At 43.9% G+C, this 24737-nt stretch carries 21 protein-coding genes; 10 read left to right on the forward strand and 11 right to left on the reverse strand.

Features of this window, described 5'->3' with window-relative positions; all coding sequences use genetic code 11:
* Positions 1-150: 150 nt before the first annotated feature.
* On the forward strand, positions 151-1011 hold the full coding sequence (locus ACS8FB_RS06745; protein WP_439261661.1) for a DMT family transporter: 861 nt from the start codon (positions 151-153) through the stop codon (positions 1009-1011).
* Positions 1012-1116: 105 nt separating this feature from the next.
* Positions 1117-1545 carry an Hsp20/alpha crystallin family protein gene (locus ACS8FB_RS06750; RefSeq protein WP_439261662.1) on the forward strand — a complete coding sequence of 143 codons (429 nt, stop codon included), beginning with the start codon at positions 1117-1119 and terminating at the stop codon, positions 1543-1545.
* A 126-nt stretch (positions 1546-1671) separates the two neighbouring features.
* On the opposite strand, the gene ACS8FB_RS06755 is transcribed toward ACS8FB_RS06750, so the two are convergent.
* From ACS8FB_RS06755 to fumC, 3 genes are all read right to left on the reverse strand, one after another.
* On the reverse strand, positions 1672-2103 hold the full coding sequence (locus ACS8FB_RS06755) for an ACP-like domain-containing protein (RefSeq protein WP_439261663.1): 432 nt from the start codon (positions 2101-2103) through the stop codon (positions 1672-1674).
* Positions 2104-2498: 395 nt separating this feature from the next.
* Positions 2499-3026 (reverse strand): peroxiredoxin, encoded by a 528-nt coding sequence (locus ACS8FB_RS06760; protein WP_058369241.1) that lies wholly within the window; start codon positions 3024-3026, stop codon positions 2499-2501.
* A 53-nt stretch (positions 3027-3079) separates the two neighbouring features.
* Positions 3080-4483 carry a class II fumarate hydratase gene (fumC, locus tag ACS8FB_RS06765; RefSeq protein WP_439261664.1) on the reverse strand — a complete coding sequence of 468 codons (1404 nt, stop codon included), beginning with the start codon at positions 4481-4483 and terminating at the stop codon, positions 3080-3082.
* Between the two features lie 195 nt (positions 4484-4678).
* Here fumC and ACS8FB_RS06770 point away from each other — a divergent pair, with 195 nt between their 5' ends.
* Positions 4679-5578 (forward strand): 5-formyltetrahydrofolate cyclo-ligase, encoded by a 900-nt coding sequence (locus tag ACS8FB_RS06770; protein ID WP_439261665.1) that lies wholly within the window; start codon positions 4679-4681, stop codon positions 5576-5578.
* An 83-nt stretch (positions 5579-5661) separates the two neighbouring features.
* Here the strand turns inward: ACS8FB_RS06770 and bla are convergent, their stop codons facing one another.
* Together bla and ACS8FB_RS06780 are read right to left on the reverse strand one after the other, a co-directional pair.
* Complete coding sequence (gene bla, locus ACS8FB_RS06775) at positions 5662-6558, reverse strand: class A beta-lactamase (protein WP_439261666.1); 897 nt, start codon at positions 6556-6558, stop codon at positions 5662-5664.
* 149 nt (positions 6559-6707) lie between these two features.
* The gene (locus ACS8FB_RS06780; RefSeq protein WP_439261667.1) at positions 6708-8084 is read right to left on the reverse strand and encodes a Na+/H+ antiporter family protein; all 1377 of its coding nucleotides are present in this window, start codon (positions 8082-8084) and stop codon (positions 6708-6710) included.
* A gap of 483 nt (positions 8085-8567) precedes the next feature.
* Here ACS8FB_RS06780 and lon point away from each other — a divergent pair, with 483 nt between their 5' ends.
* A complete protein-coding gene (gene lon / locus ACS8FB_RS06785) occupies positions 8568-11024 on the forward strand; it encodes an endopeptidase La (RefSeq protein WP_439262129.1) in 2457 nt (818 codons plus the stop codon).
* 354 nt (positions 11025-11378) lie between these two features.
* Positions 11379-11933, forward strand: coding sequence for a superoxide dismutase family protein (locus ACS8FB_RS06790; protein ID WP_439261668.1), 555 nt, complete (start codon positions 11379-11381; stop codon positions 11931-11933).
* Positions 11934-12032: 99 nt separating this feature from the next.
* Here the strand turns inward: ACS8FB_RS06790 and topA are convergent, their stop codons facing one another.
* Both topA and ACS8FB_RS06800 read right to left on the reverse strand, forming a co-directional pair.
* Positions 12033-14696: a type I DNA topoisomerase gene (gene topA / locus ACS8FB_RS06795; protein ID WP_439261669.1), complete on the reverse strand. Its 2664-nt coding sequence runs from the start codon at positions 14694-14696 to the stop codon at positions 12033-12035.
* Positions 14697-14988: 292 nt separating this feature from the next.
* Positions 14989-15585, reverse strand: a complete 597-nt coding sequence (locus ACS8FB_RS06800) for a hypothetical protein (RefSeq protein WP_439261670.1) — start codon at positions 15583-15585, stop codon at positions 14989-14991.
* 355 nt (positions 15586-15940) lie between these two features.
* Between ACS8FB_RS06800 and ACS8FB_RS06805 the strand changes: the two genes are divergently transcribed.
* Positions 15941-16480: a DUF2799 domain-containing protein gene (locus ACS8FB_RS06805; protein WP_439261671.1), complete on the forward strand. Its 540-nt coding sequence runs from the start codon at positions 15941-15943 to the stop codon at positions 16478-16480.
* Positions 16481-16714: 234 nt separating this feature from the next.
* Here ACS8FB_RS06805 and ACS8FB_RS06810 read toward each other — a convergent pair whose 3' ends face one another.
* From ACS8FB_RS06810 to ACS8FB_RS06820, 3 genes are all read right to left on the reverse strand, one after another.
* Positions 16715-17116, reverse strand: a complete 402-nt coding sequence (locus ACS8FB_RS06810) for an ExbD/TolR family protein (RefSeq protein ID WP_439261672.1) — start codon at positions 17114-17116, stop codon at positions 16715-16717.
* Between the two features lie 112 nt (positions 17117-17228).
* Positions 17229-17906, reverse strand: a complete 678-nt coding sequence (locus ACS8FB_RS06815) for a MotA/TolQ/ExbB proton channel family protein (RefSeq protein WP_439261673.1) — start codon at positions 17904-17906, stop codon at positions 17229-17231.
* A 116-nt stretch (positions 17907-18022) separates the two neighbouring features.
* A complete protein-coding gene (locus ACS8FB_RS06820) occupies positions 18023-18982 on the reverse strand; it encodes an energy transducer TonB (protein ID WP_439261674.1) in 960 nt (319 codons plus the stop codon).
* Positions 18983-19486: 504 nt separating this feature from the next.
* Between ACS8FB_RS06820 and ACS8FB_RS06825 the strand changes: the two genes are divergently transcribed.
* From ACS8FB_RS06825 to ACS8FB_RS06840, 4 genes are all read left to right on the forward strand, one after another.
* Positions 19487-20533: a siderophore ABC transporter substrate-binding protein gene (locus tag ACS8FB_RS06825; RefSeq protein ID WP_439261675.1), complete on the forward strand. Its 1047-nt coding sequence runs from the start codon at positions 19487-19489 to the stop codon at positions 20531-20533.
* Positions 20534-20602: 69 nt separating this feature from the next.
* Positions 20603-21706 (forward strand): ABC transporter permease, encoded by a 1104-nt coding sequence (locus tag ACS8FB_RS06830; RefSeq protein WP_439261676.1) that lies wholly within the window; start codon positions 20603-20605, stop codon positions 21704-21706.
* Positions 21707-21800: 94 nt separating this feature from the next.
* Positions 21801-22886 (forward strand): iron chelate uptake ABC transporter family permease subunit, encoded by a 1086-nt coding sequence (locus tag ACS8FB_RS06835; protein WP_439261677.1) that lies wholly within the window; start codon positions 21801-21803, stop codon positions 22884-22886.
* 76 nt (positions 22887-22962) lie between these two features.
* Positions 22963-23721 (forward strand): iron ABC transporter ATP-binding protein, encoded by a 759-nt coding sequence (locus tag ACS8FB_RS06840; protein ID WP_439261678.1) that lies wholly within the window; start codon positions 22963-22965, stop codon positions 23719-23721.
* 129 nt (positions 23722-23850) lie between these two features.
* On the opposite strand, the gene ACS8FB_RS06845 is transcribed toward ACS8FB_RS06840, so the two are convergent.
* Complete coding sequence (locus ACS8FB_RS06845) at positions 23851-24606, reverse strand: siderophore-interacting protein (RefSeq protein WP_439261679.1); 756 nt, start codon at positions 24604-24606, stop codon at positions 23851-23853.
* Positions 24607-24737 lie beyond the last annotated feature (131 nt).

The raw sequence follows: 24737 nt of genomic DNA on the forward strand, positions 1-24737 counted from the left end.
GAATGCGAGGTTGATAGAAATTTACTTGCTTGCTGTGACTACGCAGACAGAGGCTGCGAAAATTTATATCAACCTTGCCGTAACATTCTTAGAGTAAATTAACTATAAGATAAACTCCAGATTTGATTTTATATACAGGATTGCACCATTATGATCCGCTCTACCCTTTGGATGATTGGCGCACTCACCTCATTTTGTTTGATGGCCATTGGTGCTCGTGAGCTGAATAATGAAATTGGTGTTTTTCAGATTTTATTCTTCCGAAGTATCATCGGCCTATTGGTACTATTGCCAATCGTACTGCTGTTGAAGAAGGCGCGTTTCTCATTTCCCACACGTATCAAACTACACCTAGTAAGGAATCTATTTCATTTCGCGGGACAATACGGTTGGTTCTTAGGCATAGGACTACTGCCCCTAGCCACCGTTTTTGCTATTGAATTCACTGTCCCTTTTTGGACGATAATCATCTCGTATTTCTTCTTAAAAGAATCTATCACGGTAAAAAAAGTTATTGCCGTACTATTAGGCATTCTTGGGATAATAGTCATCGTTCAACCTAGCCTAGATGTTGCTCACTATGCGTCACTAATCGTGTTGGGTGCAGCCATCTGTTATGCCTTTTCTCATGTGGCCACAAAATCGTTATCTAATACGGATAGCCCAATCACGATTATTTTTATGATGTGTTTTATACAAGCGCCTTTGGGGTTGCTTTTATTTATAGACGGGTGGACGACGCCAGTAGGTATTCAGTGGCTATGGCTTATAATTATAGGTGTCACGGCGCTATCGGCACATTATTGTATGACCAAAGCCATGCAATATGCAGAGGTGACATTCGTCGTGACTATGGATTTGTTTAGATTACCGCTTATCTCTATCGTTGGCGTGCTGTTATATTCTGAGAGTTTTAGCGTTGCCTTATTGATGGGCATCTTACTTATCGTTACTGGTAATTCGTTAAATATCTATTCTAGAAGAATAGATAAAGACAAAATTCCTCATTAATATATTAGACCATAACATCTTAAAATTAACCCTTGAAATTATATAGCCTACCTTTATATATGTAGGTTAGATACACAGTAAACAATCAATGATAAGGAGACTGTTATGAGTAAACTTGTTACACGCAATTCAATCTTTGACAACTTCTTTGATGAGATGGCACCTAGCTTTGTGATGCGTCCGCTGCATGGTGAAGCGCTCCCTAATGCTAGCCAAATCAAGATTGATGTTAGTGAAAAAGATGATGCGTTCCATGTAAACGCTGAGATACCTGGCGTTGCCAAAGAAGATATCGACCTGTCTATTACCGGAGATATCGTTTCTATCAGCGCTGAGATTGCGCAGCACGACGAGCAAAAAGACGGCGACAAGATACTACGCAGCGAGCGCTACTTTGGCTCAGTATCGCGTAGCTTCCAATTGCCATCCAAAGTAAAGGTTGATGCAGCAGAAGCCTCTTATGAAAACGGCATATTAGAACTGGTACTACCAAAAGAGACCAGCTCAGAGCGCAAAAAGCTTGAAATTAAATAAAGCCAGATAAGCTTTAATAAGAAAGCTAGTTAAATTCAAAAGGCACATGATGATTCATGTGCCTTTTTTTATAAAAACGAGACTTTGTAATTTAGCTTTTGTCGTAAATGTATCAAGCTGCCGCAACTAGCCTTTAAGCTTAACGATAGAGGCGACATCACAGCCTTTATAGAGTATCTCGCTCTTAGCATTTTGGATATTGGCCGAGGACTTATGATAATTATTTAAACGCAAAGGCCCTGTCATGATACTAAAGTTTTCTTCGTCACCAAACACGGTACCGACATTGTCAGAACGACCTAAGTTAATCGGTAAAAATCTTTTTTTACCATTCAGATTGGCTTCTGCAAACGTTGGTAGATACTGCTCATTAAAACCATAAGTCACGCTGACTTTCTTATTGTTTTGACAAGTGTAGTTGACTTGTCTGTGCTTGATAGCCGTATCATAGCTTTCGCTTGGCTCCATCACATTGTCTGAGTATGCCATCGCTGAACCAGAACCAAGCGCAGCCATCAAAATACCAGCAGATGATAATGCAGCAGTTAATACTTTCATAATATTACCTCAATCGATTAATTATAGTTGTTATAGATAAGCAAGGTATAAACAGAGGCTTTATCGGCTAACCATTTTTGGTTTTTCTAATTAGTTTGCTCTTATCGTCTTTGTTGTTATTCAAAAACTGTCATACGCCAGTTCTTATCTATGCAACCATTCTAACCAAAATTTTTGTTGGGGTTGTTATGAATATTAGTTGGCTTGTTGTCTGAGGGTAAGACATTGTTTCAAGCGATGTATGTGCTTCAATTGATAGACAAAAAAGGACCTTGCACACCCATTTATAGAGGATGGCAAGGTCTTTTTTTATTCAAATACTTTCTTTTGTTCAAGTACACTCGGTGGGTTACGCTATTGCTAACTCAACCTACTAACTGAATGTTCAACAGAAACTAAGCATTACTTTTCAAATACTCTAACATAGTGTCTGCATCTGATACTTCAAAGGGGTCGATTGGGCAGTTATCGCCAAAATCAGGTTCCTTAAACACTTTTTTAATGGCTTTATTGTCGACGAGCATCGAATAACGCCATGAGCGCATACCAAAGCCAAGATTACTCTTATCAACAAGCATACCCATTTTACGAGTGAACTCACCATTACCATCAGGCAGCAAGAATACGTTTTCGCGGTTTTGCTTGAGACCCCATTGGTACATGACGAAAGCATCATTGACAGAAATGCAAACTATTTCATCTACACCTAACGCCTTAAACTCATCATAAAGCGCTTCATAACGAGGTAGATGGCTGGTCGAACACGTTGGCGTAAAGGCACCTGGTAGTGAGAACACAACCACTTTTTTATTGGCAAATAACTCATCTGTGGTTAGGTCATACCATGTGAAGGGATTGTCTCCTCCGATAGATTCATCACGAACACGAGTTTTAAAAGTTACATCAGGTACATGGGTAATCATTATTTACTCCGATTTAGGTTATTGTCTTTTTATTTATCCAGATAAACTTTACATTAAGAAGGATGTACCATATCTTCTGGCGTGACCCACTCATCAAACTGTGCTTCGGTCATTAAATCGAGTTCAACCGCCACTTGCTTCAAAGTTTTGTTTTCTTTATAAGCTGTCTTCGCGATTTTTGCCGCATTTTCATAACCAACATGACGGTTCAATGCGGTAACCAGCATCAATGAGTTGTGCAAAAAGTCATCGATTTTCTCTTTGACTGGTTCGATGCCAACGGCGCAATTATCGTTAAAGCTGTTGCACGCATCACCCAATAGTTGGATAGATTGCAACAAGTTAAAAGCGATAACAGGCTTATAAACGTTGAGCTCAAAGTTACCTGACGCGCCAGCCATACTGATAGTGGTGTCGTTACCCATCACTTGAGCAACAACCATCGTCATCGCTTCTGACTGTGTTGGGTTGACTTTACCCGGCATGATAGAGGAACCTGGCTCGTTCTCAGGAATGGTTAATTCGCCTAGACCACAGCGCGGACCTGATGCCAACCAACGTACATCGTTAGCGATTTTGTTCAAGCTACCTGCTAGGGTTTTGAGTGCGCCTGAAGCAAATACTTCGGCATCACGAGCCGCTAGCGCTTCAAATTTATTTGGTGAAGTGACGAACGGTAGGCCAGTCAAGGTTGATAATTGCTCAGCAGCTTTTACTGCATAATCAGGATGGGCATTCAGACCGGTACCAACCGCTGTACCGCCTAGTGGCAATTCATATAGACCCTGTAGCGCATTGTCGATACGCGTTAATGCATGGTCAAGTTGGCTGACATAGCCGCTAAACTCTTGACCTAGGGTCAAAGGTGTGGCGTCTTGTAAATGCGTACGACCAATTTTGACGATGCTATCAAACTCTTTGGCTTTGGCATCTAACGTGTCGCGTAGTGCTTTTACCGCTGGGATAAGCAAGCTGTTGATTTGACGAGCAGCCGCCACACGAATCGCCGTTGGGAAGCTGTCGTTGGTAGACTGTGCATGGTTGACATGATCATTTGGGTGAATCGGTGCGTAGCTGCCACGCTCAGAACCAGCGATTTCATTGGCACGGTTGGCGAGTACTTCGTTCATGTTCATGTTTGACTGCGTACCAGAACCCGTCTGCCATACCACCAATGGGAACTGATCGGTAAGACCACCGTTGATAATCTCGTCAGCGGCTTGCACGATTAGGTCGCGCTTATCACCTTCGATACGCTCAAGACCTGCATTGGTAATCGCAGCGGCTTTTTTGACTAAAGCCATCGCTTCAATCATCGGACGCGGCAAGGTCTCGCCACCGATTTTGAAGTTCTCACGGCTACGCTGAGTTTGCGCGCCCCAATAAGCCTCACTTGGCACTTCCACGTTGCCCATGGTATCTTTTTCGGTACGAGTTGCCTGATTCTGTGTCGACATAACTACCCTCTTTGATGGTTTGTTGTATAGCTGCTTCGAAAAAAGTGCAACACACGCTGCACATAAAGGAAAATACGCTGTAAAGTGGCATTATGATAGCATGACTAGGGCGTGTTGAATATTCACAAATAGCCATTGCGGCTGTCTAAAAGTACCCGTCACCATCAATTTAATACATTATTGGATAGTATATCTATGCATCCTGAATCCAAAAATATTGAATCGAAACAGTCTAAACCTAGCAATCCACCGAGACGGCAGTTTACCCGCCAACGTCGTCAGTTAACAGATGGCGAGCGCAGACAATACGCGCGCTTGGCAAGCTTGCACTTAGTCAAGTTGCAACAGCGCTTGCCTCCGCGTGCGCGTATTGGCTTATATTATAGTGGCTTTGGAGAGTTGCCGACTCAGCCACTACTCTCTTGGTGCGAGCGCTTAGGCTATCTACCTTATTTGCCAGTCGTTGGTTCGTTTGGTCGTGATGCTACAGGCAATATTGATAAACACCTGCGCTTTGTACCGATTTATCATTCTAAACTGGTAAACGTGCCGACAAGGATTCACAGCTTAGGTATGAAACAAAACCATCATCGCAGGCTACTTTGGGAGCGCGAATTAGACATCATTATCTGTCCGTTAGTGGCAGTTGATAAAAGTGGTAATCGTATGGGCATGGGCGGCGGCTTTTACGATACCACCCTTGGCAACAGCTACCGCTCAGGCTCAAAAAGACCTTTAAAAATCGGCTGGTGCTATGATTTTCAAGTAGTAGAACAGCTCGAGCGACAACCTTGGGATGTGCCGTTAGATGGCTTGATAACGCCAAGCGGTATAAGGTGGTTTAGTAATAATGCAAAAGCTAATGATAGCGTTGGGGAAAAAACATCTAGCGCTGATACGGTTGATACGTACTTAAAAGAATTAGGGAGTGATGACGCTAGGGAAATACTGTACTACAGTCAAGAACAGGTGTTTAGCGGTGATGAGTTGGCAAGGGTCATTAATGAGGCGCGTTTGAATGAGTTACTAGCGCAAAGTGATGAGTTTTTGCGAGGCTTAAATAGTGAAATTAAGGATTTTGATGATGAGTATTAAAAAATGTGCCGTTTAAACAATGAATGAAAATGCTAAAAGGTGAGCATGATTGCTATCTATACTCACCTTTTATTATTAATAGATTATTTAAGAGGACGCTCTACTAACACTGTTTTTGCTATTTCTGTCCCGATTTTCGCAATCAAAGCATCCCTTTCTTCAAACGAGGCATCGGTCTCTGTAATGTATAAAGCCGCGACAATAGGTTTGCGACCTGGAGGCCACATGACCGCCGTAATCGCACGTGATCCATAGCCGCCAGCACCTGTTCTGTCTGCTATGATCCAATCACTTGGAACCCCTTTACGAAAAAGCGCATCACCTACCTCATTAGCTTTTAGCCAAGATTGCAATTTTTGCCGAGACTCTGTAGACAATGCCTTTCCAAGCACTAACTTTTCAAGTGTCGCGATCATTGCTATTGGTGTGGTGGTATCTCTTTTATCCTTAGGTTTTGCTTCATTCAGTTCGGTTTCCCAGCGATCAAGTCGCGTTTTATCATCACCAATGGAACGCAAAAACTGAGTGAGAGACTGAGGTCCGCCGATGGCTTGCAAAATAAAATTAGCCGCTGAATTGTCACTGGTTGACAGCGTTGCCTGACACAACGCTTCAAGAGACATACCTTTCTTGCCTACCTGATTTTCTGTGACAGGAGAGTACGTAACCAGATTGCTTTTAGAGAACCTTACGATTCTATCTATTTTTTCTTGGCCCATATCAACGTTATGAAGGACATTAGCACAAGCGAGAGTTTTAAAGGTACTACTCAAAGGAAAACGTTCATCAGCTTTATACTCCCAGCGTTGTTCGGTCTCTAAATCGTGCACAGCTAGACCGATACGAGCATCTAATTCATTTTCAGCATTTTTGATAGCATCAATCAATGAGTCTGCTGCACTGCTAGGTAATGATAGTGTAAGACAAAAAATAGCGAGCAGTGTGCTAAAAATTTTAGTCTTGCTTTGACGTAAGTACATGATGATTAGAAATTCCGTTTTAGTCTATTTTTTGTATATGGTTTTCTATACATAGCACAATTTACCTGAGGCTGTGAGACATTCAACCAAGCAGCCTTACATTCTTTTTGAAGTATCTAAACTATGTACATAATGTGAAAAAAATTCGCCTACAATACCATCGCTGCAATCCAACCAAAGACCAACAACGGAATGTTGTAATGCAAAAAGGTCGGTACCACACTGTCTTTGATATGGTCATGCTGCCCATCGATGTTTAGACCAGACGTTGGCCCCAATGTCGAATCTGACGCAGGCGAACCCGCATCGCCAAGCGCGCCGGCCGTACCGATAATCGCAACCGTTGCCAAAGGCGAAAACCCTAGAGAGATACACAGCGGTACATAAATCGCGGCAATAATCGGAATAGTCGAAAATGACGAGCCGATACCCATCGTGACCACCAAGCCTATCCCCAGCATGACCAAAGCGGCAATGGCTTTGTTGCCAGCAAAAAGGTTAGTCGCGCCATCAATGAGCGGCGCAATCTCTCCTGTTGCTTTCATGACTTCGGCAAAACCCTGCGCGGTAATCATAATAAAGCCAATCATCGCCATCAGTTTGATACCATCATTAAACACCGTATCGGCATCACGCCACTTGACCACGCCTGTCGCCATAAAGACCCCAAAGCCAAACATTGAACCGAGCAACAGCGAGTCCGTATACAATTGCACCACAAAAGCAGTCACAATAGCAACCAGGGCGACCAGCGTCTTTAACTTACTTTGCGCCTTGGCACCAGCGGTTGTCTTACTGAGCTCATCATCTTTTAACCCTTCACTTTGGATAGCGGTATCGCGAGCTTCTTTATCGATAGCGACCTGTTGATACTGACGCGGCTTACGGTAGCTGATAAAGACTGCTGTCAACAAACCGATGAACATACCTAACGCGGGTATCGCCATTGCTTGAATCACAGAAATGTTAGCGATATCAATACCTGCTTCACCGACGTTTTTTAGCATGATTTGATTAAGGTAAATATCACCAAAACCATAGGGGATAAACATATAGGTGGTGACCAAACCAAAGGTCAGCAAACAAGCAATCAGGCGTCGATCAATTTGCATGCGGTTAAAAGCGAGTAATAACGGCGGCACGAGCAACGGAATAAAGGCGATGTGTATAGGAATTAAGTTTTGACTAAAGCAGCTCATGACGATTAAGCCTGCAAACAGCATATACTTAATCATGCCACCAGTGCCCGCCGCGTCAATGCGTTTGATAACTGTCCCTGCTAGTGACTGCGGCAAACCAGAATGAGCTATCGCTACCGCAAAAGCACCCAGTAGCGCATAGGATAGAGCGATTTGTGCGCCATTACGGATGCCTTCTTGAAAGGCCTCTAAAGTATCGGTAATGCCAAGACCTGCGATGAGTCCGCCTGCCAGTGCTCCGATTAATAAACTTAGCACCACATGCACGCGCGCGAGTGACAGACCAAGCATAATGACTACTGCCAATAATACTGCGTTAATTGCCATGTATTACCCCTTTTGCTCTTTGCTTTAGCCTGATAAAGACTGGTTAATGTCTTAAAACCTACAAATTTATATAACTTATAAATAACACTCTAGTACCTCAAACGCTCTACTTTAGACAGTACAGTTTTAGACGGGCGTCAGTTTACCTGATTTTACAAGTAAAACCTATTCTGATAATGAAGTAGATATTCACTAAAGGAGAAATAAGTAAGCGGTATTATCTGTGTTTAAGTAAGAGAATTTGCCTTAGTTTTACATGGTTATTGATGTCTTGATTTTATTTAGCATTGACTATAGTAAGGCCTTGCAATTTTTTATGGGGACTCCATTTATCTAAACATGAACCACGAACTTGACTTTACAAGTCTGGTTAACGAGGAAAAATATATGAGTGAACATAATATTGATAAAGACAACATCGACATCGATGTATCATCTGCTATTGACCATGATAACGAAACAGATAACTCATCTGTAGATGAGTTGAGCGCGTCATCTGACGTTGTCAAAGACGATAGTGCTGAGGACGACTATTTGCCACTTCTGGCCCTTAGAGATGTGGTGGTCTATCCGCACATGCAAATCGCCCTATTCGTCGGTCGTGCACCATCCGTGCAAGCGGTTGAGCTGGCGCAAGCTGAATATGGTAATAAAGTATTGGTCGTAGCACAAAAAGACTCATTGACCGAAGATATCGATCAGGACAACTTGTACCAATACGGTACGGTGTGTCGCATCGTCAGCACCATGCCACATGATAGCGACGAGGATTGCATTAAAGTCCTTATCGAAGGTCAATATCGTGCGCGTGTCGATACCATCCAAAGTCATGACCATGTCTTGATGGCAAGCTTTGAGCGCGCTGATCTTGATGTACAAATGGATGAGAGCCAACAAAAAGATACCATTCAAGCTTTAACCAGCTTGTTTGAAAGCTACGCTGATGCACGCTTACGTAATGCTCGTGAGCTTACTCGTGTCGCAAAGCGCATTGATGATTTGCTTGAGTTGGTCTATTTTATCTCAACTCGGGTATCGATGGATCTTGATGTCAAGCAGTCGTTTTTAGAAAATGATGACATCAAAGCTCACATCAATACCTTGACTGAATATTTGGTTAAGCAAAGTGCCGAGCAGAATATCGAACAAGATATTCAAGATGCGGTACGTCAGCAAATGGAAGACAATCAGCGCGAGTACTTCTTAAACGAAAAAATGAAAGCCATCAAAAACGAGCTGTCTGATATGAATGACGGCGCGTTCGATGGCGATGATGATGTCGCTGAACTTGAAAAGCGTCTAGAAGATGCTGACTTACCCGATGATGTCCGTAAGAAGGCGGAGCAAGAGTTTAAAAAGCTTAAGATGATGCCGCCTGCATCGAGTGAGTCATCGGTCGTACGCAACTATATCGAATGGATTTTGGACACGCCATGGAATGCGACCACCAAAGTTTCTATCAATCTAGAAAAAGCTAAGACCACGCTTGATGAAGACCACTATGGCTTGCAAGATGTGAAAGATCGCATTCTAGAATACTTAGCGGTCCAATCGCGTGTGAAAAAATTGCGCGGTCCGATTCTTTGTCTCGTGGGTCCGCCTGGTGTGGGTAAAACCTCATTGGGTGAATCGATTGCGCGAGCAACTGGTCGTAAGTTTGTGCGTATGGCACTTGGTGGCGTCCGTGATGAAGCTGAAATCCGTGGTCATCGCCGTACTTATATCGGTGCAATGCCAGGTAAAATCGTCCAGTCTTTAGCCAAAGTAGAGGTGAAAAACCCGCTATTTTTGCTAGATGAAGTCGATAAAATGGCACAAGACTTCCGTGGTGATCCAGCATCAGCGCTATTAGAAGTGTTAGATCCGTCGCAGAATGACAAGTTTAACGACCATTATCTAGATATGGACTTAGACTTATCACAAGTGATGTTTATCTGTACTGCTAACAGCATGGATATCCCGCCTGCCCTTCTTGACCGGATGGAAGTTATCCGTTTGCCAGGTTATACCGAAGAAGAAAAGGTCAATATCGCGCAAAAATATCTTGTACCAAAAGCGATCAAGCAAAATGGGCTCAAAGAAGGCGAGATTGAAATCGTAGAAGCGGCGTTGCACAGTATCGTACGTAGCTATACACGTGAAGCAGGTGTGCGTAACCTTGAGCGTGAAGTTAATAAAATCTGCCGTAAAGTCGTACGCGGTTCGGTTGAGAACCATGGCGCACGCGCACCGAAAAAAGATGAGCGTCAACTGGTCGTAGTCGATGATAAAAACATCGATGACTATTTAGGTGTCCATCAATACGATTATGGATTGGCCGAAAAAGACCCTGAAATTGGTCGTATTACTGGTCTTGCTTGGACACAAGTCGGTGGTGAGTTATTAACCATCGAAGCGGTAGCCATGAAAGGCAAAGGTGAGCTTAGCTTCACTGGCTCACTAGGTGATGTGATGAAAGAGTCGATTCGCGCTGCTATGAGTGTCGTTCGTGCTCGCGGTGATAGCTTAGGTATTGACTATGAGACTGTCAAAACCACTGACGTTCATGTACATATGCCAGAGGGTGCGACACCAAAAGATGGTCCATCTGCTGGTGGTGCGTTAACGACCGCCCTAGTCTCTGCCTTAACTGGTATTGCCATTCGTCCAGATATTGCGATGACAGGTGAGATTACACTGCGCGGTAAAATCTTGCGCATTGGTGGTCTTAAAGAAAAGCTGCTCGCAGCCCATCGCGGCGGTATCAAGCACGTATTGATTCCAGCGAGTAACGAGCGCGACTTGGCTGATATCCCTGATAACGTCAAAGAAGGCTTAACCATTCAGCCTGTAGCGACAATTGATGAGATATTAAAGGTCGCTCTGGTCAGTATGCCAACGCCACTAAAACCTGCAAAAGTGACCGTTGATAAAACGGCAGGTAAAGCGCTGCACAATTAAGCTGTGAAGTTATAAATAGTCAATAAATGCAAAAAGACCGTAATATCAATTACGGTCTTTTTTTATGTTTCTTTTCTACTTAGCTAAGCCTACTTATTCTCTTTGATACTACTGTAATGACCGTAGCTTATATTTTTTATTCTTACTTCATGTTCTCATTTTTCAAACCCATACGTTATTTACATTTATTAACCGATTGTTGCGCTTATGGTGAATAACTATGACGAATGTTTGTCTATACTGACTGTGATGTCTGTAAGTAGTACAGAGCGAACAGTACAGAACAAACCTATATAGATAGTAGGCTTAACTATCAATAAAAACGTTCAATAACCGAATAAAATGGAGAAAACAATGAAAAAGACGATGCTTGCAAGTGTTTTATTATGTGGTTCAGCGTTAGCAATGACAGGTTGCCAAACAGTACAAGATCAGCTCCAAACAGGTAATCCGTTTAGTCAACCTGCTCTAAAATCAACGATTAAAACGGTTGATGGTAATAAGGAAGTTGGTCAAGTGTTCTTGCGCCCTGTTGATGGCGGTGTACAGGTTTACGGTAAGCTTATGAATATGACACCAGGTAAAACAGTAGCGCTACATATTCACGAAACTGGTAGCTGCGCTGATATGGGTAAAGCAGCAGGTGGTCACTTTAATCCTGATAACTTCCCCCACTCTAACCCAGATGATATGAACGGTCATGCAGGTGACTTGCCTAACTTAACAGCCAATGAAGATGGTGTTGCCACTATCAACTATGTGAACAAGCAAATTTCAGCAGCTCAAACAGGTAAATACAGTGTCAATCGCCGTGCCTTTATCGTTCATGCTGGCGCTGATGACTATACCAGTCAACCAGCAGGTAACGCTGGCGACCGTATCGCTTGCGGTATCATCGAAAAGAAATAATAACGTTTAGCTTAACTCTTATCAACAATAAAAAACCTCTTAGGATGCTAAGAGGTTTTTTTATAGCTTAAAATTATTTATAGTAAAGGTAAAAGAAGCTTATTCTTCTACCCATTCGCCTTTGCGCCAGTACACACCCCAACGCGTGGCTTTGCCGTTTTTCTCAGAGCCGATATACTGCTCTTTTTTCTTACGTGACCAGCGCAAAATCGTTGGATTACCATCAGGATCCTCATCTGGTCCTTCAAACAGGTACTGAAACTTGTCTTCCATTTTGTCTTTGACTGCGCGTAGCTCAGCAAGCTTTGGCGCACGCGTCTCGCGTACTTTTGGGAACTTAGATGCTGCTAAGAACATCCCAGCCGCCCCCTCACGCAAAATGAAATAATCATCATGCTTGGTCGATTTGAGCTCCGGCATATGAATTGGGTCCATACGCGGCGGTGCCGCTTCTCCCGTTTTGAGCACTTTACGCGTGTTATCACATTTTTGACAAGCAAAGTAAGGACCAAAACGTCCCGTCTTTAATTCCATCTGCCCATCACACTTATTACAGTCGATGGTTGGCGCATCTGAGCCCGGTACTTCAAACTTACCTTCTTCTAGGATATAGCCGTCGCAATCAGGATTATTGCCGCAGATATGTAGCTTGAGACCGCCATCGACGATATAACCGTTCATGGCTGTACCACACTTCGGGCAGCGCTTTTTTTCCATCAAATCTTTGACTTCGGCCGCTTCATCGTCACCTTCGGCATCATCAAGATTAGCAAAAGCTTCGACTGGCATTAAGTTTTTTGTACCTTTACAGCGCTCCTTAGGGGGTAAGTTGTAGCCAGTACAACCTAAGAACACACCCGTTGAGCCCGTGCGCAGTTGCATCGGACGATCGCAAATATCACAGTGTACATCTGGCACATCCGTCGGATCATTAGGACGCATACCATCTTTATCTTTGGCATGTTCAAGTTTGGTCTTAAAGTCACCATAGAAGTTGTCTAACACATCTTTCCAGTCTTGATCGCCTTCTGCGACATGGTCAAGCTTATCTTCTAATGCTGCGGTAAAGGTATAATCCATCAAGTCTGGGAAGCTTGCTGTCAATCTGTCGGTGACGATATCACCCATCTTTTCGGCAAATAAACGCTTGTTTTCTAATTTGACGTAACCGCGATCTTGAATGGTTGAGATAATTGAGGCATAAGTCGATGGACGTCCGATACCTTTTTTCTCAAGCTCTTTAACGAGACTTGCTTCAGTATAACGCGGTGGTGGCTTAGTAAAATGTTGGCTTGGATCAAGCTTATCTAAGGTGAGCTGATCGCCTTTTTTGACATCGGGTAACAAAGTATCGTCAGTTTTAGCTGGTGGCATCACTTTAGTATAACCATCAAAGGTCATGGTGCGGCCACGAGCTTTTAACTCGACATCACTGGCACCAACGAATAGGTTTACCGACAAATATTTTGCTGGCGGCATCTGACAAGCGACAAACTGACGCCAAATCAGCTCATACAAACGTATGGCATCGCGCTCCACACCTTTTAGCTGAGTAGATTTCATGTTGACGTTAGAGGGACGAACCGCCTCATGCGCTTCTTGTGCACCCTGTTTGTTACCATAAAAGTTTGGCTTTTCTGGTACATACTTTGCGCCATAGTTGTCTTCGATATAGCCACGTGCAGCAGCTAATGCGTCACCAGACAAGAAGGTCGAATCCGTACGCATGTAGGTGATATGACCCGCTTCGTATAAACGCTGGGCCAAAATCATGGTCTTTTTAACTGAAAACCCTAAGCGGGTGCTAGCAGCTTGCTGCAAGGTCGAGGTAATAAACGGCGCACTTGGACGTGATTGTGTTGGCTTTTCTTCACGCTCTTTTACGATAAAGTCGCTTGATTTTAATACCTCTAAGACTTTGTCAGTCTGCTCTTTATTGACAAGCTTAAGCGTCTTACCACCTTGCTTGGTCGCCTCTAAGCGCAAAGCAGTTTGCTCAGCGTCTGTAGGTTTTTTGGCAGTACTATTGGTAACGTGAGTATCAGCATGAATTTGCCAATATTCTTCTGGTATAAAAGCGCGAATTTCGTGCTCGCGCTCAACGACCAAGCGCATAGCAACCGACTGCACGCGTCCTGCAGACAGGCCACGAGCGACCTTTTGCCATAGCAGCGGCGACACCATAAAGCCGACGACCCGATCTAAAAAGCGCCGCGCCTGCTGGGCGTTGACGCGATCGATATCAAGCTTCGATGGTTCTTTAAACGCATTTTGAATAGCGGACTTGGTAATTTCATTAAAGACCACACGTTGATACTTATTATCAGGGCCACCGATGACTTCTTTTAGATGCCAAGCGATTGCTTCCCCTTCTCTATCCATATCCGTTGCCAAATAGATTTTATCGGCGTCTTTGGCCAGAGCTTTCAGCTCTTTGATAACTTTAGTCTTGTTCGGTAGTACTTCATAGACTGCTGCCCAGTCGTGCTCTGGATCGACACCCATACGGCGTACTAGAGCTTGCTGCGCCTTTTCTTCTTTGCTTAGCGTTTCATCTTTTTTGGCCGTCGTAGCTTTTTTGGCACTCTTACTGGCACTGACAGGCAGATCACGGACATGACCAATACTTGAGCGAACAATAAAACTATCGCCAAGATATTTATTGATGGTTTTGGCCTTGGCTGGTGATTCGACAATAACTAAAGACTTACCTTTCGGTTTATCAGCAGCAGTTGCCTTCTTTTTAGTTGTAGTTTTTGCCATATGTGACGACACCATAATATAAGTAGATTAAAAGTAAGGATAAATTCAGCAGCATGGCAATTTTATTGACTAATGATAATAGTTCAGCGTTTTATTGTAGTAATAGCTGCCATTAAAAATGTTTACTTAACAAACAATAACCATAAAACAAAAATACGGTTATAAAGACGTTACACTGCTAATAGTGAAACTGTCAACTTTAAATAATTTAGAGTTTGCCAAAAACGTCTGCTCAATATCCCTTAATGGAGATGAAAAAACCCTTTACCAGCTTCATGACCGTTTTATATGATTATGGCTGTTTTCGCATGGTTAAGGCCCACTTTTCAAGGTTTTCTTTGAGTGCAAGTAAGTCAGTTTCAATCATTTTTGATTGGTAATTAGGATTGGTCAATGGACGAACATAAGCGATATCTTCCCAATATATAACAATGCTGTTAGATTTAGTCAGCAGACCTTTTACAAATGGCTCGATACTAACAGGCAAATCCAGCGGCGCTTTATCTAGAGCAAAATTGGTTTTTTTGAGTACCGTACTGTTACTAGCTTGATGATTACGAATCACACTTGGAATCGTAAGCTTACTATCATCTGTACTCGTATCGATAAAATTGCTGTCTGGTCGCCATTGGCCATCAATAACTTGATAACGCATATGCGGCAGCTGTGTATCCTCTAACACAAGGCAGTACTGACCAAGCATCCCGCGACCATACTCATTGTCACGGCCTTTGATCCAATCAGGACAAGCCACAAGCTTTGGATGAAGTTGTAGACGACGCGCTGTCATACGCAGCTTATCTAAACGCTGATCAATACCGTTTGGTTTAAGCGCCATCATACTCCCTAATACAAATAGTACAATGACGACTGCGATCCATAGCCCCATGAAAAACTTGCCTTATCGTTTGGTTAATAAGCATCTATTAACATTATAAATGATACTTGTCTTCTAGCCATCGTTATCAAATATGGCCAACTCTTTTATAGGCACTATATATTAAATTAATGTGCTATTAGCCAATAAAGAGACACTTTCAAGATGCTATGTGCAGACTAATATCGCGGTCTTATACTTAAAATTCAAGCACAAGCTTCTGCTCTTTATCAGTAAAAGGCAAACAAACACTTCTATATCAACTACTTAAAAAGTGATAATAATTCAACCCGATAACAAGATATAAAAGTCATTCGTACAAAAAATGCTATGATAAACCATAATTTTAAACGCGCGCAGGTTTATTATGAAATATCTTCTTAAACAACACTCATTGGCTGCTGCTTTTGGCGACAAAGTAAACGATATACGAGTCAATAAATCGGGTATAGCATTGGGGCTGATGGGCGCGGCTGTACTCGCCTTATCAGGCTGTGCCACGACAAAAAACCTCACGCCGCAGCAGTGCCAAGCCAGCAATTGGCAAGAAGTCGGCTATGCAGATGGTATCCGCGGCCGCTCAGGGGCTTATTTTGGTCACTATACCAATCAATGTGCAAGCGTTGACGGCGCTACCCCTAACCGTATCCGATGGGAACAGGGACGCCAGCAAGGTCTCAAAAATTATTGTACCGAGCTGAACGCTTACAAGCTTGGCCGCGAAGGCTATGACTGGCAACCTGTCTGCCCGTTAGATAACATCGAAAAGTTAGAGGAAGCTTACTCGCAAGGTCGCTACTATTACATTCGTCAGCGTGACCTCGACTACCTACGCACGCCTTATCCGTTCGGCTACGGACCTAATCGCTTTGGCTATGGTTATCGTCCATTTGGCTATGGCTGGTAACCACTACAACGAGCTTTGAACTTTACTGGCATTGTTAAATAACATTGACACTTTAAAATCATTCTACAATAAAGAAACCTTACAAGGTTACCCAAGTAAGGCTGGAGAAAAAATTTATTATTTTAATTATTCTTCTTATTGTATTGATTATATTTTTATTGCTGGGTTTATTGGTTTTTTTGGCAAGCCTATTACTATAAGGGCCAACCTTTCAATACAGCCTATCTATAAAAACTACTCATTTACAAAAGCTATTTTGGACAGACCTGCTTCACTAGCCGTTGCCAATACTTGCGCCACGGTATCGTACTTGCTATCTTTGTCCGCGCGTAGCTGTATTGAAGGCTCTTTACCCTTAGCGCTTTCTTGTTGCAAACGTACCTCTAAAGCCTCTAGACTAATGGCTTTATCATCCCAAAATATTCCCGCATCTTCATCAATACTGATCTGAATCACCTCAGGCGGGGTCTCATTAACTGTGGCACTAGTTTTTGGCAAATCTAGTGGCACTGTGGGGTTTAATACCGTCGCCGTCAATAAAAAAATAATCATCAACACTAACATGACATCGATCAGCGGAATAAGGTTCATCTCATTCATACCTTGAACGTCATCATCACCCAGTTGAAATGCCATAATTACCCTCGACATGCTGCTTTTGATTCATTTGGTTATTCACACTACCACTTACATCTATTATCTGATCATAACCTTCGTCGGTTTTAACGACCTTATTAGAGGATGGCTACTACCCCTGTGATGGTGCTGAGCTATGATAATGCGCGGCGTGCTGTGCATCTTTTTTGGCAACTTGCTGATCTTTTGCTAGCTGCGCGGTTGGTATGGTACTTGGACGGCTATTGGTGGCTGCTTGCTTGGCAGACGACGCTAATAAATCATGGGCGCGGTCATTGGCATGATACATAACGCGGCGATTGATACGCACTGCAAGGTTATAAAATATAACGGCTGGAATCGCGACAGCAATACCTAAACCCGTCATAATCAGTGCCTCGCCCACAGGCCCTGCTACTTGCGCAAGTCCTGCCTGCCCAGTGCTACCAATGTTATGTAGCGCATGGAAAATACCCCATACCGTACCAAATAGCCCGATAAAGGGTGCGATGGCGGCTGTCGTACCTAAAATAGGCAGTCCGCGCTCACTAGCAAAGCGGTAGCGACCGATATATTTGAGTAGCGTCTGTTCTGTAACCGAACGACGAGTGACCGCATCAGACTCTAGTAGATCAGACTGTTTGGAAGCAATCTGCTGACTCAAGTCGTCCGCGACTGTAGCAGCCAATTTGCGACTTTGTAGCACACGGATGATACCCGTCACCCAAGAGACAATAGACAAAATCAATAGCAAAAAGAACAGGGTCTTGGTCACCATATCGCTAATTTGCCAGTAGTGCATAAAGTCCATGTCAGACTCCTTAATGTTTAATACCATTACAGGATAACGCCACTTTTATTACAGCTTTCGTTATCACGAATATTTAAAATAAATATGTTTTAGAATATCTTAGTTAATCACCAGCGTTAGGGTACAGCGTAGCTGACAGGTAAGGTTACATCGCCTACCACAGGTACGCCGTTTTGTGTAAAGGGCTTAAACTTGCCAGAGCGTACTTGACGCTGCGCCTCTTTATCTACTCTTGGATTGCCTGACGACTGTGCCACTCTCACACTATCAATGCCGCCTTGCTTATTGACTCTTAACACTAGTACCACGTTAAAGGTATCACCTGAGCGAGCATTACGAGCAGCACGCTCAGGAAAGCTCAATCTCGGTGCAGATGCCCAATCTGCATTACTGGCAGTAAAGCTCACAGGCGTATTGCTTGCTGCAGCTTTCGCTTGTGCTGCCGCCTCGGCAGCTTCTTTAGCTGCTTTTGCTTGTGCTGCTCTTTGTGCTGCCGCTTGTTGAGCAGCTTTTGCTTCAGCTTCTCTAACAGCTTGTTCTGTGGCCAGCTTCTCAGCCTCTTGCTCAGCTTTATCACGCGCTTCTTGCTCAGCCTTCTGCTGTGCTTGCTCTATTCTACGATGCTCTTCAGCTTGGCGGCGCTCTTTGGCTCTGCGCTGGTCTTCAACCACTTGAGTATCGACTTTAAGCTCAGCTATTGGTGTTTTTGTTTTAATGATGTCAGGCTTTTTTTCTTCTACTTTTTTGGGCGGTGCGACCTCAGGTTTCTGCTCTTTTATGACAGGTTCTTTACGCGGTTTCGGCTGAGCCTTGACGGCTGGTGACGCTTTAGGTTTGGGCGGTGTGGCTGGCGGCAAATCAGGAACCACTTCCTCCACCGCTGCCACAGGCTGTTTTTGCGACAATGTTACAAGCTCTATCTCGATAGGCGGTATTTGGTTTTTTGGTGCTACTTTTATGTCAGGTGCTTTCATCCCAATCAAGGCTACAGCAGTCAGCACATGTAGGCCAATGACAGCCGCGACAGCTGTCAGTGTTAATTTGGAGGATGGTGCGTCTAAATTCGTTGAACTCATAACACTCTAATATGCATTAACTAAGATATAATGGTGTAGATAATAATGCAAACGATAATTATTATCAATAATAAATTATGATAATTTTATTAAATAATTGCCTGTTAGATGATAAGCAGATGGAAGTTTATAGGTCGTAAATAAGGGGTTTAATTGAATAAAATAAAAGAATATTCAATATACGTTAATAAAAACCATTATCGTTTATATTGATAATGAGTCTCAATTAATTTATCATGACCGCTTATCTATGCGCTAAGACTGCTTAATTAGACCAATAACATCAATAAGCCTGTAGATAGTGAATGCATAAATGATAAAAAATACCACCGAGCTTTGTCTTGTGTACCGCCCCATGTAGTTAATCCTGCAAGACAAATTTTTCTTGTTTTAGATGAGTAGTGTCACGACTATTTTTGTATTTAAGACTAACGTTGAGGCTTTTAAGACGCTGATCAACATTTTTTTATACACTGCTCATTCAGCTGATATACCGAGTTCCTTATGGCTAACAATAATTTTACGACCGCTACTACTTTATTTAAACGTCCATTATTAGCAACGATGACGGCAGCAATGCTTGTCAGTATCGGTTTAACTGGCTGCTCGTCACCTGACTCAAATGAGACGGAAATAGACGACACTAAGGTTGAGAATAAAACAGCGGATGCGGCTTCAAACGTCGCTAATAATGATGCCGTTTCTGTCAATGCTATCGATATTGATACAGTAAAAGGGGATGTCAGCCTACCGATCAATCCCTCACCAATAGCGGTCTACGACATGACCCTATTGCAGGACTTGGCGGCGCTTGATGTCGCAGTCACAGGTATCCCAAGTGGTCTAAAATTGGATAACTTGTACTCCAAAAATCAGCCGGATCCAGAAGAGGTGGGTACGGTATTTGAGCCTGATCTTGAAGCCCTAAACGCCATGCAGCCACAAGCGATTTTGGTCGGCTCACGTATGGCAGAAAAATACAATGAGCTCTCAAGCATCGCGCCCACACTTGATATGACGATCGATACCACCAATATTTACGAGTCCAGCAAACAGCGCTTGCATGATTTGGGGGCCTTGTTTGGCAAAAGTGATGAGGCGCTAAAGCTGCAACAAAACATCGACGGACTGATTGATGAAACCAAAGCTTTGAGCCAAGACAGCGGTACCGGCTTGGTGGTCATGGTCAATGGTAATAAGCTGTCCGCCTATGGTGATAAGTCGCGCTTCGGGTTTATCCATAGCGTGCTTGGCGTGCCAATGGCAGATAAGCAAATCGAGGACGCGCGTCACGGCCAGCCGATCTCGTTTGAGTACCTGCAAAAAACCAATCCGGACTGGTTGTTTGTCATCGACCGCAGCGCGGCTATCGGTGAAGATGGCGTGGGCGCAAAAGCGGTACTCGATAATCCGCTAGTGGCGCAAACCAATGCGTGGTCAAAAGACCAAGTGGTGTACCTAAGCCCAGACTCCTACCTGGCATTTGGTGGTTATAATCAGTGGATGCAAGACTTGACCTCGATTAAGACCGCTTTTAGTAATGCAAAATAATACCTCAAATACTCTAGCGTAGGCTGATTTCTCATTCAGCCTACAACAGCTTTTAAGCCAGTAGCCGTTATGTCATTATTTTCTAAACGTAATAACAGTAGTGCCTATCATGCGACTCACGGCGCGGCGAGCTTAACAGCAGTCTCATCTTGGCGCTCAGGATATGGTGCTCGCAGCCCTACCAGCAAGCGCACCCCGCCGCCGTGGCTCATCAATGGTGGCAGCTTAGTGGTTATGAGCTTATTGGTGTTATTAAGCTTATCCATTGGGGTAGCTGACTTCTCTTGGTCGGGTATGCTACAAAGCTTAGTGAATCATAGCGCCAATGCAGACAGCTCGCTGATGCTGGTCAGCCGTCTGCCGCGTACCATTGCCATTATTTTGACCGGTATTGCGATGGCGGTGGCAGGCATGATTATCCAAGTGGTGCTCAAAAACCGCTTTGTGGAGCCCTCCATGGTAGGCGCCACCCAAAGCGCCGCGTTAGGGCTATTGGTGGTCAGTTTGCTGTTTCCTGCCAGCACCTTATTGATCAAAATGAGCGTGGCAACCGTGACCGCGCTTATTGGCATGATGGTGTTTATGGCGCTCATCCACCGTATCCCGCCGACGGATTTTTTGATGATTCCGCTGATTGGTATTGTTTTTGGCGGTATTATTGAGGCGATTACCACCTTTATTGCCTATCAGACTGAGACCTTGCAGATGCTCAGCGTCTGGCAGTTTGGTGATTTCTCAAGCGTATTAGCTGGTCGTTACGAGCTGCTTTGGCTGACGGGCGCCCTCTGCGTCATTGCTTATATTATCGCGGATAAGCTGACCATCGTCGGCTTGGGTGACAATATCGCATTGAATTTGGGTATTAGTAAGCGTCAGGTTACTTGGATTGGCGTTGGTATGGTCGCCATGATGAGTGCGATGGTCGTGGTGACGGTTGGTATGATTCCGTTCATCGGTCTGGTTGTTCCCAATATCGTCAGCCGTATCATGGGGGACAAATTACGGCGTAGCCTGCCTGCGGTCGCGCTACTTGGCGCTTCTGCTGTGTTGCTGTGCGATATCATTGGGCGTTCTATTCGCTACCCATTTGAAGTGCCTGTCGCTACGGTATTCGGTGTGGTCGGTACGGTGCTGTTTTTATGGCTGTTATTGCGTGCTCCAGCTGAACAGTAGCACTATGTTTACTAACTTGTATTCATTTTCAGCACTCATTTACTGTCGTTTGTTTTTGCTTTATTAGCTAAGCTTGGCACCATAGGGGTTTTATATGTTCTCATCAACTAAGCTTACTTCTACAAAGATTGGTGCTACCAAAACCAGCACAGCGATAGATAACTTATCTTCAACAGACGGTCAGTATTCAGCCGCTACCCAAAGTCAGTTAGCAAAATTTTGGGCATTCATAGCTGCATATCCAAAATCCATAGCAGCTATCATTCTACTCATATCAATGACTTTGTTTCTGACCCTCAATGTCAATGGTTATTGGGATTTTGCGCTACCCTTACGCGGCAAAAAACTGCTGGCGCTCGTGGTGGTCGGCTATGCGATTGGGGTATCGACGCTCCTGTTTCAGACGCTAACGCACAATCCGATTTTGACGCCCTCCTTACTTGGCTTTGACTCGCTTTATGTGCTGCTGCAAAGTCTATTGGTGTTCTTTTTAGGGGCGATGAGCTTTGCCAGCATCAACCCCATTGCCAAGTTTACCCTTGAGATCGTTTTGATGTTTGGCGCCTCCTTATTGTTATTTAAGCTGCTGTTTTCTAAAAGCAGTCAGGATTTGACGCGACTGATACTAGTGGGCGTAATCTTTGGCGTGCTGTTTCGTAGCTTATCAGCTTTAATTGCGAGGCTGATTAATCCCGATGACTTTGTGGTGGTACAGTCGGCAAGTTACGCGCAATTCAATACCGTCAATCCGCAGCTACTGGGCATCAGTATGGTTATCTGCGTGATAAGCGCTCTGTTTGTCTGGCGCTGTCGTTACCAGTGTGATGTGTTGATGCTCGGTAAATCGCAGGCCATTAACCTTGGCATCAATTATCAACGCTTGGCATTTGGACTGTTAATCGTCATCGCTGTATTGGTCGCCACCGCCACCGCGCTAGTGGGTCCGGTGACTTTCTTTGGGCTACTGGTCTGCGCCTTGACCAACCGTTTGGCGCGTCATATGTATCATAGTGAGCGGCTGATACTCGTCAGTCTGATCGCCATGATTTGCTTGGTATTGGGTCAAACGATATTTGAGCAACTGCTCGGTATGGCTGGCGTGTTGTCCGTAGTGATAGAGCTAGCGGGCGGATTGATGTTTTTGGCATTGATATTTATGTCTCAACGTCGTTCTTTATGACTATTTAGCTGACACTATTCATTTAGTTAATACGATTCATCAAGAAAACCCTAAGATTTTTTAAAATAAGACGATTATGATTAAACTGAATAATATCTCTCACCATATCGGTAAACAACAGATCTTGCATGACATTACGTTGACCTTACCAACAGCACAGGTGATTGCTCTGATTGGCCCTAATGGCGCTGGGAAGTCTACGTTGTTTTCTGTCATGGCCCGCTTGCAGCCGCTACAATCCGGTCAAGTGAGCTTCGGTGAACATGATATTGTCAGCTGTCAAGCACGGACACTTGCCAAGACTGTCGCTATGCTCGGGCAAGACAATCATGTACAAGGACGCCTGCGCGTACATGAGCTGCTGATGTTTGGTCGTTACCCTTATCATCAAGGACAACCCACCGCAGATGATCAGCAAAAAGTGCAAGAAATCCTTGAGCGCTTTGAGCTTGAGCCACTTGCCGAGCGCTTCTTGTCGACGCTGTCAGGTGGACAGCGTCAGCGCGTACTTATCGCTATGATTGTCTGCCAAGATACGCCCTATCTGCTGCTCGATGAACCATTAAATAATTTGGATATGTATCATTCGGGCCGCCTCATGCGTGAGCTGCGTGAGTTAAGCCACAGTCAACAAAAAACTGTAGTAATTGTCCTGCATGATATCAATCAAGCCACACAATTCGCTGACACCGTAGTCACCATGAAAGAAGGCCAAGTGATGGCTGTTGGTCAGCCTGTCGATGTCATCACGCAAGAAACGATGAAAGAGTTATACAACGTCGATGTAACTGTGCTCAATCATCAGGGCCGTCCAGTGATTGTTGATACGGTTTAAGATAAGGTAGGCAAAAAACTAAAACTGTCGCTTAAAAGGCACTGTTACCTAATAGTTGGTATCTAAAACATCGAGGCTTATTAAGACATACAGCTTGGGACGGACTTCTCTTTGGTTGTTATGCTTGACTTATAACGCTAACGCGGCATCTTCACGCTTAATGACTTTGTGCTCATCTTCACTATTATCTAGCTTCCAGTAACTGGAGATATAAAAATAGGCTTTATTCACGCTTTTTTCTTTAAAGTAGCGGCGTAGCGCGCGCATACTATTAAACTCACACGCCGCCCACACGGCCACCTCACCGTCCAGCCAGTCCAGCGTATTCATTTTATCTAATAATGAATAGCGGCTATCGGTGGTCGTCGGATTTATCACCCAATGGATCGTGATGTTTTCTGGTTTTTGTAGCGGCTGAATATCGTCTTCGCTTAATACTTCTATCACTGCATAGCCCGTAGCGTCTTTAGGCAGCTGTGCCAAATTGACGGTGATGGCTGGCAGGGCGGTCATATCACCTGCCAATAAAAACCAATCCGCCTCATGATTGATAAGCTTTTTGGGGCCTGGTCCCCCGATCATAATGGTATCACCGACCTGTACGGTTTTGGCCCAATGTGAGGCAGGACCTTCAGCGCCTTTGTGATTGAGACCATGCAACACAAAATCGACATCAATCTTATCAGCGCGTTGCTGGATAATGGTATAGGTACGCATGATAGGCTTTTGCCCTACCTCTCCTGCAAACATCAGCTTAATATAGCCACTTTCTTGATCTGCTGGGAAGCCTTGCATGCCTTCACCGCCAAGCGTAATGCGGCGCATGTTTGGGGTGGTATTAGCGATGCCTTTTACTTCCAATAGTCTTGGATTAGGTTTGGCCATTTTCAGCTCCTTTTAACTGTCTCGTTGACCCACTTTAAAAAAGATACAGTATCTTAGTGGGATCTAAAATTACGATAAAAAAAGCCAGCTCTCATACAGACAGCTGGCTTTTTTGTACTTAAAATACCAAA

Origin of the sequence: Psychrobacter sp. 1U1, from assembly GCF_051847535.1 — a bacterium.
Lineage (GTDB): Bacteria > Pseudomonadota > Gammaproteobacteria > Pseudomonadales > Moraxellaceae > Psychrobacter > Psychrobacter saeujeotis.